Raw genomic sequence first — 14,320 nt, 5'->3', positions numbered from 1 at the left:
TGATGCCGGTTCGGAGGGCGGGAGCCCTCGGGGTCAGTACTTGGCCGCGGCCAGAGCCTGCTGGAAGGCCAGGGCGTAGCGGGAGGTGCCGGTGTTCGTGGGGTGGTAACTCTCCATGCTGGGGCAGATCAGTGCCCCCGGGCAGGAGAAGTCGCCCAGTACCCCGTCGGCGGGACCTGCGACCAGGTCGTTGATGCCCGAGGGGTTGTCACACATCCGGTAGCCGTCGAACGCGTCGTCGGGAGAGTAGAAGGTCACGGGGACTCCGTTCCCCTTGGCGGTGTTGACGGCGGCCTGCTGCTTCTCCTTCATGTCGTCCGCCCAGCCGTTGATCAGAACCTGGGCACCCGTAGTCATCACACTGGTGCAGGTGAGGCTGTTCGGATTGAACAGCTTCGGGTACCCGAGAAGAATGATCTTGGCGTTCTTCGCCTTCTTGTGGATGCGGTCAAGGGTGTCCGGCAGCCTGCCCGTGGCATACGTGAGCCTCTGCTGGACGGTGGCATCGTCCGGGCAGCCCACGAGGATGTTGCCGCAGTCACCCACGGTGCCACCGAAGTTGGCGTCGTTCCCGCCCAGGGTGAGAGCCACCAGCGTGGTGTCGTCGTTGAGGAAGCCCGAGTCCATCTGGGTCACCTCCCCGTAACGCCCCAGCGAGCCCGGATCCCCGACCCCCGGTGAGGCGTAGAAGGGATCCACATCGTACGTATAGGCCCCGCTGCACGCCACGGAGTGGAAGTCCAGGGTCTTGTCCAGGGCATCCGCGCGGCCCCCCACCGTGGTGGACGAGCTGGCCAGGACCGCCTTGCGCGCCCAGGAGTTGCGGCTGCGCATGCAGGCGTTCCAGTTGTGGCCGGGCGAGGTCTGGCTGCTGAGGGAGGCGTACGGGCCCGTGACCGTCCCGTAGTCGTACGCACCGGCGCCGGTGCCCGAGGAGTAGGAGTCGCCGAGCTGCACGACGATGTCCTTGGGCTTGGCCGGAAGCGGCTGGAAGGCGACGGCGTCCCAGGTGACGTCCTCGTCCGCCGTGCCGTCGGGCGTGTAGTTGCTCAGCGAGACGCTCTGGGTGCCCGACGCGGAGGAGAAGTTGAAGACGCCGAGGCTGACCCAGCTGTTGTTCTCCACGTGCACGTTGAGGATGCGGTTCTGCGAGGGGCCCGCACCCGGGTCGATGGTGTAGACCGCGTCCTGGGTCTGGGAACCCGTATCGGGCAGATGCACCATGACGCGGGTCCAGCCGTCGATCGGCTGGCTCAGCTTCCAGGTGCCGGTGATCGCCATGGGCCCGCTGACATCCGGGGTGTGGGCGAGGTCGTACTCGTACGCGTTGGTGGCGCCGGTACCGGAGTTGCGGGTATGGGCGTACCAGAAGTGGTCACCGAAGCCTCCGCCGATCTGGTGGAGGTCCCCCTTGGCCTCGTAGTGTTTGTCGCTGTCCGCTTCGAACGGGCTGAACTTGAAGGTCCCCTTGTTGGACCAGGCCGCCTTGGAGCAGCCGTCAGTCATCGTGGGGACATCGTTGGGCACGTTGTCCACGACCAGGGCGCCGGCGGGCACCGAGTTGTTGCACATGTGCCCGGACCCGTTGTTGCCGTTGGGCAGCTCCGACCTGAGGGTCTTGTACGTCAGGTACTCGTGGCCGCAACTGGAGGGGCAGTTGACCTTCCAGGTGGTCTGGGTCGCGTGGTACCAGTGCGGCGGGTCGCAGGTCTCGCCGAGGTGGTCGACCTCGCAGCGCGGCGGGTTGGCCGGGTCGCAGGCGTTCACCTGCGGGTCGCAGAAGGTGTCGAGCTCCGGCTTGACGGTGGAGCGGTCGTGGTCGGTGCTCCACCAGGCGGGCGAGTAGCCGGCGGTGTTGCTGTCGTCCACGACGCCGTCGGAGCCGTAGGCGCGCCCGGTGTCCATCGGCCAGGCGCCCCAGCCGAGCACCTTCTCCTCGTACGACCAGTTCTGCGGGTGGGCGGCGTCGGCGTAGGTGTTGTTGTCCAGGAACGCGTGCCGGTCCGGCGGGTAGAGCGGGTTCGACGGGTTGTTGAGGAAGCCGAGCCCCCACGGCTCGGTCGGGCCGCCGCCCGGGACGTAGAAGTTGAACCCCGAGTTGTAGTTCCACAGCGCGGCGAACCAGTTCTCCGGCGCGGCGGGGTCGTCCGTGTTCAGCTTGAGGGTGGTCGAGGCGTTGTCGGTGTGGATCTCGTTCCACTTGTCCGAGAGCGTCCTCGCCGCCACCGCGATGTTGGACGTGTAGTCGAGGGCGATGGCCTTCTGCTCGGCGGCCGTGAACTCACCGACGCCTCCGATCTTCATGCCATCGGTCTGCTGGCCGATGCCGTAGCCGCAGTCGGCCTTGGTCCAGTCGATCAGCCAGTGGTCCGACGGGTTGGTCGGGCTGTTCGGGTGGCCGTAGAAGCCGTTGGTGCTCGCGAGGGTGGAGCTGGTCTGCCCGGGCAGCGCACCGCCCTCGGCCTGCCACATGTTCGATTCCTGGGCCACCACGCCGAGCAGGACCTGGGCGGGGATGCGTCCGCCGTTCGTCCCGTTCAGGGTGGGCAGCGGGAACATGCCCTGCGGGTTGACCGTGCCGAGCCCGTTGGCCGTGCGCCAGCCGCCCTGCCGGACGTACCCGCTGGTGAGTTCTCCGCGTATGGCCATGTCGACGGCCCACTCGACCTGGTTGGGCGTCGGCTGGTACGCCTGCTGCTTGGGGTCGTTGCGCGGCTGCGAACAGGCCCGGTCGTTGTCGATGGTGGTGTTGGGGTCGCCGACCACAGTCGCCGCCAAGGCGGTGCTCTTGGCGGTCGCGGTGTTCTTGGCGGTCGCGGTGTTCTTGGCGGTCGCGCCCTTGGCCGTGGCCGTCAGGGCCGGGGACGCCTTTTTGCCCTCTGTGGCGTGCGCCGCCTCCGGGCCGGTGGCCGCGGCCGCGGGCACCGTGAAGGAGATCTTCTTCGAGGTCGCCGGGATCTCGGTCTTGATCTGGAGCGGCGAGGGCGCGTTCCACCCCGTCGCCGCCAGGGGGCTCGACACATGGCTGCGCAGGCTGACCGCGACCGCCTGGTCCACGGCGAGCGCCCCCGTGGAGGAGACCTTCGCGTCGGCCGGCACCTTCAGGTGCCGTACCGGAGCGGGCAGGTCGCTCGTGGACGTGGGCGTGCCGGTGAGGAAGACCCGTCCGGCGGTGCCGGCCTCCAGGCCGAGCGAGCCCGTGGCGCCCTGCGCGAGGGTGGTGGTGCGGCCGTCCAGCGAGCGGCGCGCCCGCACCGTCTTGCCCTTGCGGTCCAGGAAGTTGACGCCGCCCTCGGCGTCGGCCCGCAGCTCGAAGGCGGGCCCGGAGGTGGCGGCGAGCTCGGTGGTGCGGTCCTCGCGGTCGAACCGGATCAGCCGGCCCGCGGCGGCACCGACGATGGAGTCGCCGACCGGGACCGCCGAGGTGATCTGGACGTTCTCGGCCTGTTTCCGGGTGACGGTTCCGGTGGCCGTGTCGACGGTCAGCAGCCGGGTGCGGTTCTGGTCGTCGTCGCCGAGCTGCGTCAGTACGGCGGTCTCGCCGGTACCGCAGCCGGGGTTGAAGTACCCCAGGGTGACGTTGTCGGAGAGCTTGGTGACCTTGCCGTTCGTCAGGTCGACGACCGCCGCGAAGGCGCCCCGCTCCATCAGTTCCGGCTTGTTGGTGAACTCCCGGGGGGCGTACACCACGACGGCGCGTTTGCCGGACCCGGTGACACAGGAGTTCCCGATCCACAGGGCCGTGCCGAACCCGGGCTCCGAGAGCGTGGCCACGGTGCGCCACTGGTACGCCTGCTTGCTGTCGGCGGCGAGCACATGGAGGCCCGATCCGTCACCGGCGACCGTGACGGCGCGGTCCGCGGACTTCTTCCATGCCTTCGGCAGGTCCTTCTCGGGGGCCAGCACCTTGGACGACTGGTCCTGGCGCGGCCCCTGGGGGCCGGCGTCCTCCACCACCGCGGTGCCCTCGTGGGACGGACCGGCCCACGCCTGTCCGCCCTGGATCAACCCCGCCGCGACGACGGCCATGGTGACCATCGCACAGGGGATGCGTGTTCTCTTCCGCACTCTCAAGGATTCTCCAAGTTTATGTATATATCTGGCAAAGGAGCATGCTCTCGATATGTCATTTGGCGCATGCGCGAGTTCGGGAACTCCCCCATTCGGCAGGGGTCGCCCTCACCGCCCGTCAGTCGAAAGTCAATTACCTTTGAATTCCGAGTACAAATTCCCCCTGCGACGCAACCTGGCACACATATGCCCGCCCGGTCACGTTCGCCTGGTAGACGGCTGGTCAATTCCGCAGAACCGGGCGAAGACCAGGGACGTCGCACCTCTGGCGCTACGTCGGGACGACCGGCTGCGGCGGGCTAAATTCCACATGCTGGACGAGAATATTCAATGAGCCCCCTTTACGAGTCGGCACGGCCGCCACCGGACACCGATAACTCCCCGCACCTGCCTGTTCCCAACCTCGCGGAGCATGGCGTAAATGCGTCAGCCGCGATACACCTTGGGGCACCTTGGGGTGATTCATGGGGGCTGCCCCGCCTCTCCCGAGTGCGCTAACTTGGTACGCGCTACAGACTTAGCGATCCCCGGGGGGGGGAAATGAGTAAGTCGGACATAGGTAACGGAGTCAACGAAAGAGAGCTAAGGCTCCTGCAACTCCTGTATTCCGGATATGAGGACGCCCGGGCGGCGCGCGCCCTGGGGCTGAGCCACCGCACCGTGCAGCGTGATGTGAAAGGGCTGATGCTCAAGGTCGGCGTGAACAGCAGGCTGGCGCTCGGCGCACGGGCGCAGGAACTCGGCTGGCTCGACCGGACCCGCGGGGGCGATGAGGGCCGTCGGCCCGAAGCACCATGGGAGCAGGGGGTGGCCGGCCAGGATGCCGCCTAGCTGAGGGCCACCGGGTCGGGGGCGTACAACACATGTGGGCGCCCCCCGGCCGGGGACGCCCACACCGCGATGTCTCGCTGCTACACGTCGAGCTGGTCCGCGACCGCTCTCAGGAGGCCGGCGATCTTGGCGCCCGCCGCCTTGTCGGGGTAGCGGCCGCGCTCCAGCATCGGCGTGATGTTCTCCAGGACGGTCGTCAGGTCCTGGACGATCGAGGCCAGCTCGTCCGGCTTGCGGCGCTGGGCGGCCGCGACGGACGGGGTCGGGTCGAGGATCGACACGGAGAGCGCCTGGTCACCGCGCTGGCCGGCGACCACGCCGAATTCGACGCGCTGACCGGGCTTGAGAGCGTCGACCCCGGCCGGGAGCACGGACGAGTGCACGAAGACGTCGCTGCCGTCGTCGCGGGAGAGGAAGCCGAAGCCCTTCTCGCTGTTGAACCACTTGACCTTGCCAGTCGGCAAAGCACGCACCCCATCTCAACCCGTATGCCGGAACGAATGCCCTCAGCAGGTCAGGCCGTCCTGTGGTCGTGCTCCCCTGCTGGCTGAAGCCTCCACAGGGGAAGTACCCCTCGTCAAGCCTGGTCATCCGGACTGTGTCCGGAAACGGCACCTGCGTCACCCGGACACCGTTCCGCCCTCCACCCGGAGACGGTTTCGCTGCGTCCGGGAACTACCCTGGCGGGGTGAGTACCTCATCTTCCGGCGCGGGCGACCGGCTGGTCCGGATCGGCGCGATCGTCTTCCTCATCGGCGCCCTCTCCACCCTCGCCACCATGGCCCCGCTCTTCCTCGGCACCGATCCGCTGCCGTCCATCGCCTGGTCCCTCTGCATGCTCATGGGCGTCGGCTTCCTGATCGCCGCGGCAGGCGTGATCCGCTCGGCACGGGCGGGGTCGCGGGAGCGGTAGCCGCGTCGTCCGGCCTTTGGCCAGAAATGCGTTGCACTTGCAATGCACCCCTTGGTAGAGATGGAGCTCCTTGCAGCGCCGTACCGGGGGGACGACATGACGGGATGGGACATCGATCCGGGCGGGGTGGAGTCGATCCTGTCCCTGGTCGGGCTTGCCGCCAAAGACCTGAGCAAAGACGTCAGGGGCTACGGCAGGAGCGTCGAGGACGCGGCGGTGTCCGCGGGGACGATCAGCGGGCCCTATTGCGGTGAGGCGCCGTCGGGTCCGGTGGGCGCCGCCGTCGTCAACTTCGTGACCGACACACAGCACAAGATCACGTTCATGGCGGCCCGGGCCAAGAAGTCGATGGACGGCACGGTCAAGGCGACCACCGAGTACATCGAGGGCGACCTCGCCATGGCGGCCCGGGCTCAGCGCGAGGCGGCCAAGGCCCCCACCCCCGCGGAGCTCAGAGCCGCCGGAAAGCCGCCCGGCGAGCGGGACGGGAAGTAGCCGCCGTGATCCAGCCCGGCGGCATCCCGCAGTACACCGGCGACTTCGCCCAGTTGGAAAAGGCCGCGTCCGGTCTTCGTACGCACGCCCTCGGCATCCGCACCAGCGGGAAGGACGTGCATTCCCGCTTCCAGGCGACGGCCGGTTACTACAAGGCACCCGAGGCCGACCAGCTGTTCTCGTCCACCCAGCCGGTGATGGACACGGCGGAGGAGTTCGCCACGGACATCGAATCGCTGGCCGACGCCCTGGACACGTTCATTCACGAGGCGAAGCCGCACGCGGACCGGCTCAAGCAGCTGAAGCTGGACGCGATCGACTTCGTCCACGGCGTCGAGGGTGACGACGACTGGACCGAGGACCAGAAGAAGCTCGACGAGCACCAGGCCCTGATGGACGACGTGGCCACGGCTCAGGACGGCTTCCACGAGGCGGAACGCAAGGCCGCGAACGTGATCGAGGCGATCAGTCCGGCCATGTCCAGGCCCCGCTGGACCGTCGACGACGGCTCCCACGGGCCCCGTACGTACGGCCCGTCCGAGGACCTGCTCGCGGGGATGAAGAACCTGCCGTGGGGCAGCCCCGAAGACCGCACGTACGAACGCTGGAGCCTCGGCTGGTGGGGCCACGGGGCCAAGAGCTGGGCCTGGGAGGGCCTTGCCAAGGACAGCATCTGGGGCGGCATCGACGGCCTGGGCACGCTGGTGGGCTTCCACGGGGAGAAGGACCGCGACGAGGCATGGGACGGCTTACGCCGGACAGCCGTCGGCGGGTACGCGTACGGCATGGACGCCCTGGGCCAGGGCGAGCACCTGTCGGACTGGCAGCGGGAGAGCGAGGCGTACGCGAAGGAGTTCGCCAAGCAGCTCGTCGCGTACGACGTCACGCCGGAGGACCCGGCCCGGGGCCACGCCATCGTCTCGTTCAATCTCCTCACCCTCTTCGCGGGCCCGCTGGGGGTCGCCGCCAAGCTCGGCAAGGGCGGAACGTTCGCGAAAGCGGCGGGCACCGTGGCCCGGATCGGTGACGCCCTGGACCCGCTCGGCGGCGCGTTCAGAGCGGCCAAGGCCCTGTCGGACCTGCCCAAGGTCTCCCAGGTACTCGCCAACGTCAGCGACCACCTCCGCATCCCGGCCTCACGCTTCCCCGACGGCGTCCTGGACCTGGACCACCGCTACCGCATCGACAAGGACGGCAACTTCGTCCCCCTCGACCGCGAGGGCAACCCCCACCTGGAACCGGCGAGACACGAGCCGACGGCAGAGGGCCGGACCGGCGACGAACACCCGGCCCGCCGGGAGCCGGCCGCCGTCGGAGGCCACGCGCCCGACGCCACGACCCACGCGGGCGAAGGGTTGCCGCCGCGTGGCGGGCGCGATGCCGGGCACGTCGCGAATGCTGATGCCCCGGGCAGCCACCATACCGACGGTGAGGGCGACGGAACGCACCACACCGCGGACTCCGGACCGGCAGAGGCACATGCGGGGCACGACAACTCTCCGGCGCCTCCTTCCGACATCGACCCGGCGAAGTACAGCAAGGACATCGGCAACGTCGCGCAGGCACAGACCGGACGAATCACGCCCGAGCAGGAGGCCGGAGTGGTCGACGAGCTGGCCCGCGCCAAGATGGACGTTCGCGACCAGCAGACCCTGCTCCGTTCCTTGCGCAAGGATCCGTACGGCGCCGGTGTGGCCGAGATGATCACACGTGGCCATCTCCGCGACGTGGAGGGCTACAAGTCGCTGCTCAACATGTGCAAGCAAGGCCCCAGCAAGGCGGACCCGAAGGGAATGGTGCCGGCCGCGTACATGGCTATGAGACTGGCAACCGAACTGCAGGAGCACGGAGTGGCTCGCATCGGAGTGGAGCTCGACACGAGGACGTTCGACCTGGACGTCTACACGCGGCATCCCGATGGCTCGATTGCATACGGATACCAGCTCAAAGACGTCAATAACATCAACGGGATCAGCAGCGCTGCCGAGAAGGCGTCCAGTCAGTTGACGTATGAGGGAATAGACCATCGCGTGGCGCTTCTGGATATCCATAAGCCAATGTCGGACCTCACACCCCGCATGTTCAACAAGGCGGAGTTTCTCGCCCGGAAAATGAACGGAACCTTCCTCCTGCGTTTCACCGATGGTTCCCTGTCCGTACCGCCGAGCGGAACTACGTTCCCGTAAGGAAACATCATGTCAAGACTGCTGCGCGCACCCCGGGAGTGCGGTTCCTGGTACTGGGACCTGTACGACTTCGCCGAGCCGGGGCTGAGGTCCGCCCTCATGGTTGCTGCCCGCATGTGTGACGTTCTGGCCGGGCTCGAACTCCTTACGCCGACCGCGCTCACGTACAGGTGGTATGTCCTGGACATAGGGGCAACAGGCGTAACAACCACCCTTGAGCTCACCAGGGGACTGAGTGACCCGACCGTTCCTGAACGAGTCACCGGCAGCCGCCCCACGGCACAACCGGCCGCCGACATCGCCGACATCGCCGTGCTCGGCGCAGGAAAGTGGTTCGATGCGGACGGCCGGTCCTGGTCCGAATCCGAACTGGTGAATCTGTCCCTTTCGACTGCCCCGACCGGACTCTCGGCAGAAATCAGGGTGCACCACGATGTCTGGGGATGGCATGACTTCGCGGGCCGGCCCCAGCCCGCGGTGTACGACAAGAATGCTCCACGGCTCACGGCAGCCCTGGCCGAACTGAGCGGCCTGCTCGGCATGAACCCCGAACCCGGCGAACCGACGTATTTCGGAGCGGCTACGCGTGAGGGGATCGCCACACGCGAAGTACAGGAGGACGGCATGGGCCCCGACGTGACCGACAGGCTGTGAGTGAGTCCGGGAAGGGCGCCGACATGATCACCTCATCTCCTGTCGGCGAGTGGTCATGGGAGCCCCGTGCGAAGGATGCTGAGTTCAGGCACGGACATGCTGCGCAGACCGCGACGGACCTGTGGCGCCGGTTGGCGGAGCCGGGGCTCGCCCGGCCCGGCGGGAAGGCCGGGGTGCGGGTCTCCCACCGGAATGACCCTCGGGACCGCGTCGTCATCCGTATCGACTGCCCCGGCACATGGCTGGAGCCCGGGGGCACGTACCGCGCCGAGAAGCTGTTCGCCGTTCAGGTGGAGGTGTGGGGCGGCACCCTGCTGGTCGCGACGCTGGAGACGTACTCCGATGCCTGGCTGACCATGGACACCCGCGGCAGGGAACAGCCCGAGGTGTACGCGCTGAACGCATCCCGGCTCGCCGCCGCGCTCGACGGCATCTCGGCGCTGCTGGGCGGTCCGCCCGAAGCGGGTGAGGAGAATCGGTACGCGGCACCGAGCACGACCGGATTCAGGGACGTACGGGCCGAAGGTCCCGCCTACGACGATGCCTGGGGGACCTTCGAGACGCTCGACCGCGCACGGCTGCTCGACTCCCGCTTGCCGCGGTCCGAGGACGACTACGAGCAGATCGCCGACGGCCCCGTCCGGTACGTCGCGGTCCGGCGGGACGACCGGACGCTGGGATTCGTCTGGGCGGCCGTCGACGATTCCGCCGCCGGGTACGTCCCCCGTACCGCAGCCGGTGACGAGGCGTTCGACGCCGGGGCGGCCTGGGTCACGGCCCTCAGGGAAGCCCGTCGCAGCGGGCTCACCCCGCTCGCGGCACTGCGGGACGCGGTCCGGCGCCCCGCGCCGCCGGAAGCCGGTGTCATCGCCGAGGGGGGTCCCGTGGAAGCACCGTCCCTGGACGCCCTGGAGGAGCTGTCCGGCCGGTACTGACCGCATCGCGCGCCATCCTCACAAGACGGAGCAGCATGACCCAGGACGTCATCGCACTCACCCCCCGAATGCCCGACCCGAAGGCGCTGCTGGCCGGGTTGCACGCGGGCGGCCCCGACCTGCGGGTGGACGAGGCCGGGGACGGGGCCGTCGTGCGACTGTGCGCGGACTCCGGACAGACGCTGGTCTCGCTCGAAGCACCCCGGTATCTCCAAGTGTCCGGCGAGGTCGAGAGGCTGCTCGGCAAGGGTGTCTGGGACGAGTCGCCCGTGTGGTGGACGGAGGCGCGGGCGTCCAGTGCGGCGGCGGGCGCGGCCCGGCTCGCGGGGTCCGTCGGGGGGCGGCTGGCAGCGGTGCTCGGGGGCGCCGTCTGGCCGCCCCGGGCCGGGCACACCGAGGTGGTCCCCGGCCTCGCGGGGCTCAGCGGCGATACGGCGCCCCCCGGTGTCGACGTGCTCACCGCGAGGGCGGCCGTCGTCATCCAGGGACGCCCCGTCGTGGCCGCGACCACGTGGCTGACCGACGTCGCCCGTAGTGCCGTACGCACCGGGCGGGAGCTGCAACTCGTCACGCCTCCGGATACCCGGCTCACGTTCCCCGTTCACACCTTGCTCGACGGGGTGCCTTCGCGCTGGGTCGTCCGGGATCCGGAGTGCGGCTACTACGACGGCCTCTCGGGGGCCGTACTCAACTGGCACGACGGGCACTTCGCCCCCGCCACCACGGACAACGGCGCGCCCCGGACCGCGGAGGCCTTCCGGCGGCGGGCCGGGTACGAGGGGGAACGGCAGCTGCTCCTCTCCCTGCGCACGATTCATCCGGCCGATGACCGCCTCGTCCTCGGCGGCGCCCTGGAGCTGGCCTGGCGCACGCTCACGGGAGCGCCACCCGCCGGGTGGTCCACCGCGGAGCCCGTCAACGTGCCCTGGTCACCGCGCCAGCTGACCGAACTGGCCCGTGGGCGCGCCCGGCAGTCCCTGCCCACCTGGGTGGTCGCCGTGGGCGGTTCGGGCCGACCCTCGATCGCCACCGTGCGGGTGTCGCACACCGCTGCCGGCGTCGAGGAACGCGCCACGATCGTCCTCGGCTACGGGCCCGGCCACGACGTGCCGCTGGATCACGTGCCGGAACTCGCGGCGTCCCTGTCCACGGGGCACGGCCTCGCGACCATGGTCACCCAACTGCGTTCCGCCCGGGCCGACCTGAGTACCGCAGCCCGGTACGAACCGCCTCCAGTGCCCGTCTCCTTCACCCTGGGGCCCGACGCCGTCGCTGGTCTCGACCTCACCGGCACAGCCCTCGCCGACACCGTGCCGGTGCGGCTCGGATCGACCGCCAGACCGGGGCTGCACTACGTGCTGGGCGACGGCGACGGCCCGTCCGGCGGGGAACGGCTGCGGGAGATCCACGTACGCATGAGGCGCGCCGCCCGGACCGCTGATTCGGTCTCTCCGCGAGGCTTTTGACGGGGTGTCGGGGCTGTGCTTCGCTGCCCCGGGCATGTTGTTCCTCTGCCCGGAAGGCCGCTCATGACCAAGCTCCTGTCCCTCATCACCCCCGTGCACCGGGCCGGGCTCACGTATCTGCGGGAGACGTACGACTCGCTCGCGGGCCAGGTGCTGCCCGAGGGGTGGGAGTGGGAGTGGCTGATACAGGAGGACGGGGAGGGGGTCGGGGCGGCGGAGTTGCTGCCGGACGATCCCCGGATCAAGGTCGCTTCCTCGCGGCGCGGCGGGCCGCATGTCTCGCAGACCGTGGCGCTGGGGCGGTCGTACGGGGAACTCGTCAAGACGCTGGACGCCGATGACCTGCTGACCGAGGGGGCCCTCGCCCGGGACATCCGGGTGCTGACCGAGCGGCCCCAGGTCGGGTGGGTCACCTCGGCCGTGCTGGACCTGATGCCGGACGGCAGCCGCGTCGGCTTCCCGGACCCGGCGGAGGGGCCGGTCGAGCCGGGCGACGTCCTCGCCCACTGGGAACTGCACCACCGGGCGCAGGTCCACCCGGCCACCCTCTGCGTACGCCGGCAGCTCATCGTCGCCCTCGGCGGCTGGACCGCCCTGCCGGCCTCGGGCGACACCGGGCTGCTGCTCGGGCTCGACGCCTTCAGCCCGGGCTGGTTCATCGCCGAGGTGGGGCTCCTCTACCGGAAGCACGACGGCCAGATCACCACCGACCCGGCCCATGCGCAGGGGCCCGAGTGGGACGCGCGCATGCGGGTCATCGGGGAGCGGGCCAGGGCGTTCCGGGAGCTGTTCGGGGCGCGTTAGCGCGCGGTGCGCCGCGTGTACGCGTCCAGCCAGGCGGGGAGTTCGGTGAGCGAGGCGAGGACGGTGTGCGCTCCGGCCGTGCGCAGTTCCTCCGCGTCGCAGGGGCCCGTCGTGACGCCCACCGGGACGGCGTTCGCGGCCTGGGCGCCGCGGACGTCGCCGATGTGGTCGCCCACGTAGACCGTGGCGCCGTGCTCCTTCAGCGCGACGGCCTTCTGCTCGGCCCAGAGGTTGCCCGCGATGACGTCCGGCTCGATGCCGAGGTGGGTCAGGTGCAGCTTGGCGTTCGGCTCGTACTTGGCGGTGACGACCATCGTGCGGCCGCCGCGCTCCCGTATCGCCTCGATCGCCTCCCGGGCGCCGGGCAGGGCGAGGGTCGGCTCGATGGCGTACGTGGGGTACATCGCCCGGTACCGGTTGGCCATGGCGGGGACGTCGGCGGCGGGGAACCAGTTCGCGAGCTCGTCCTCCAGCGGGGGGCCGAGGCGGCTCACCACGAGATCGGTGTCGATCGGGGTGCCCGTCTCGGCGACGAGGGCCTCGTAGACGGCCTTGATGCCGGGGCGGGAGTCGATGAGCGTCATGTCCAGGTCGAAGCCGACCGTGAGGGGTGAGGGGGTCATACGACCCATTGTGCCGGGCCGGCCTTCGGCCGGGGGTGGGGTTTCGGGCGCGCCCGGGTGGGCGGGACGGTGGGCCGCCGGGGGCCCGGGCGCGGGGTTCCGTCCTCAAACGCCGGACGGGCTTGGGTGGCGCGGGCGTCCAGGAGGCGCTCGGTTCCGTCCTCGCCGGACGGGGCGGCGCTCCCCCTACCTCCGCCTCGACCGCCACAGCAGGAACAGCGCCGACGCCACCGCCGCCGTGCGTACTGTGACCGGCCATACGTCGCTCAGCGCGTCCTTCATGCCGTGTTCCGGGATCGGGGTGCCCCAGCGGCCGTCCATGCGGCCCCAGAGCCAGACCAGGGCGGCCGTCGCGATCACGCCGGGGAGGCCCATCGCGGCCCACTTCGCTTCCGCGCGGGACAGTTTGCGGGAGCTGTACGCGAGCAGCCAGCCGCCCGCGAGGGCCAGCAGGGAGCCCATCGCGGCGCCCACCACGAGAAGGGCGGCCGCCAGCAGCAGGACGGGGTGGCCGATGCCCCGGCGGGGGGCCGCCTCGGGGGCCGCCAGGACCGGGCGGGCGCGGCGGAACCGGCGGCGCGCCTTCTCCGGAGGGGCCTCCGGCTCCGCCTCCTCCTCCGGAGCCTCGTCCTCCTCTTCCTCCTCCTCGGCCTCCGGCTCCGGCTCCGGCGGCCGCAGCAGCGCCGGGATCTCGACGCCGCCCCGGAACCCCGGCACCTCCGTACCCGGGCCGAACTCGCCGAACGCCCCGGGCCCCGTCTCACCGAACGGCCCGGGCTCGTCCCGCCACCACTCGCCGTCACCGGCGTCCGCCCCCAGCTCGTCCATGCCCAGCCGGTGGGGGGCGGAGTCGTCGGGGCCGACCCGGTACGGGGCCGAGTCGTCCGGATCCGCCTGCTGCGGCACCGGAGCGTCGGCGTCCGGGTTCGGCCGCCGCAGCCCGAAGCGGCCCTTGGCCGCGCGGCGCGGCGCGGGGGCGTCCGGGGCGGCCCCCCGCGCGGCCGGACCCCGAAGACTCGCGCGACGTGGTTCAGGGATTTCCGGATGCTCCGGCGGCTCCGCCGCCCCCGTCTTCGCCGCTGCCGCCACCAGGTCGTCCGGGGTGCCGAGCGCGCCGATGATGCGGCGTACCTGACCGGGGGTGTGGGCGCCCTGCGCCTCGCGGCGGCGGTCGATTTCCGTGCGGAGCTCCGCGATGAGGCGCATTCGGGCGCCCGACGGCAACTGTTGCTGCTGAGCCAGGTCGCCGACCCGGCTCAGGTAGTCGTAGACGAGCTGGTCGCTCTCGATCCCCACGCGTCGCTTCCCCTCGGTTCCCCGCCACCGGCCTGCACCGACGGTA

Annotated in this window: 12 protein-coding genes; 8 read left to right on the top strand and 4 right to left on the bottom strand. The window is 70.2% G+C overall.

The features are described from left to right. Window positions 1-33: 33 nt before the first annotated feature. Window positions 34-4,068 carry a golvesin C-terminal-like domain-containing protein gene (locus OHS17_RS18590; RefSeq protein WP_330313077.1) on the bottom strand — a complete coding sequence of 1,345 codons (4,035 nt, stop codon included), beginning with the start codon at window positions 4,066-4,068 and terminating at the stop codon, window positions 34-36. A gap of 543 nt (window positions 4,069-4,611) precedes the next feature. Between OHS17_RS18590 and OHS17_RS18585 the strand changes: the two genes are divergently transcribed. Continuing rightward, window positions 4,612-4,902: a LuxR C-terminal-related transcriptional regulator gene (locus OHS17_RS18585; protein ID WP_330313076.1), complete on the top strand. Its 291-nt coding sequence runs from the start codon at window positions 4,612-4,614 to the stop codon at window positions 4,900-4,902. Window positions 4,903-4,982: 80 nt separating this feature from the next. On the opposite strand, the gene OHS17_RS18580 is transcribed toward OHS17_RS18585, so the two are convergent. After that, complete coding sequence (locus OHS17_RS18580; protein ID WP_018101528.1) at window positions 4,983-5,366, bottom strand: cold-shock protein; 384 nt, start codon at window positions 5,364-5,366, stop codon at window positions 4,983-4,985. Window positions 5,367-5,590: 224 nt separating this feature from the next. On the opposite strand from OHS17_RS18580, the gene OHS17_RS18575 reads away from it, so the two are divergent. The 7 genes from OHS17_RS18575 (at window position 5,591) to OHS17_RS18545 (ending at window position 12,355) form a co-directional block, all read left to right on the top strand. Beyond that, window positions 5,591-5,815, top strand: coding sequence for a hypothetical protein (locus OHS17_RS18575; RefSeq protein ID WP_018101529.1), 225 nt, complete (start codon window positions 5,591-5,593; stop codon window positions 5,813-5,815). Window positions 5,816-5,911: 96 nt separating this feature from the next. Further along, the gene (locus OHS17_RS18570) at window positions 5,912-6,310 is read left to right on the top strand and encodes a DUF6507 family protein (RefSeq protein ID WP_161208188.1); all 399 of its coding nucleotides are present in this window, start codon (window positions 5,912-5,914) and stop codon (window positions 6,308-6,310) included. 5 nt (window positions 6,311-6,315) lie between these two features. Continuing rightward, window positions 6,316-8,496 (top strand): hypothetical protein, encoded by a 2,181-nt coding sequence (locus OHS17_RS18565; protein ID WP_330313075.1) that lies wholly within the window; start codon window positions 6,316-6,318, stop codon window positions 8,494-8,496. Window positions 8,497-8,505: 9 nt separating this feature from the next. Beyond that, window positions 8,506-9,150 (top strand): hypothetical protein, encoded by a 645-nt coding sequence (locus OHS17_RS18560; protein WP_330313074.1) that lies wholly within the window; start codon window positions 8,506-8,508, stop codon window positions 9,148-9,150. Window positions 9,151-9,173: 23 nt separating this feature from the next. Beyond that, window positions 9,174-10,085, top strand: coding sequence for a hypothetical protein (locus OHS17_RS18555; protein ID WP_330313073.1), 912 nt, complete (start codon window positions 9,174-9,176; stop codon window positions 10,083-10,085). Window positions 10,086-10,120: 35 nt separating this feature from the next. Beyond that, a complete protein-coding gene (locus tag OHS17_RS18550; protein ID WP_330313072.1) occupies window positions 10,121-11,551 on the top strand; it encodes a DUF6177 family protein in 1,431 nt (476 codons plus the stop codon). A 63-nt stretch (window positions 11,552-11,614) separates the two neighbouring features. After that, the gene (locus OHS17_RS18545) at window positions 11,615-12,355 is read left to right on the top strand and encodes a glycosyltransferase (RefSeq protein ID WP_330313071.1); all 741 of its coding nucleotides are present in this window, start codon (window positions 11,615-11,617) and stop codon (window positions 12,353-12,355) included. Here OHS17_RS18545 and OHS17_RS18540 read toward each other — a convergent pair. Together OHS17_RS18540 and OHS17_RS18535 are read right to left on the bottom strand one after the other, a co-directional pair. Then, window positions 12,352-12,978 carry an HAD family hydrolase gene (locus tag OHS17_RS18540; protein WP_330313070.1) on the bottom strand — a complete coding sequence of 209 codons (627 nt, stop codon included), beginning with the start codon at window positions 12,976-12,978 and terminating at the stop codon, window positions 12,352-12,354. The genes OHS17_RS18545 and OHS17_RS18540 overlap by 4 nt on opposite strands. Window positions 12,979-13,164: 186 nt before the next feature. Then, entirely contained in the window at window positions 13,165-14,274 is a 1,110-nt protein-coding gene (locus OHS17_RS18535; RefSeq protein WP_330313069.1) for a hypothetical protein, read from the bottom strand. Window positions 14,275-14,320: the final 46 nt, after the last annotated feature.

This window comes from Streptomyces sp. NBC_00523, assembly GCF_036346615.1.
Taxonomy (GTDB): Bacteria; Actinomycetota; Actinomycetes; order Streptomycetales; family Streptomycetaceae; genus Streptomyces.
The sequence above is the reverse complement of the archived record's forward strand: the minus strand, read 5'-3'. Positions and strand labels throughout refer to the sequence as shown.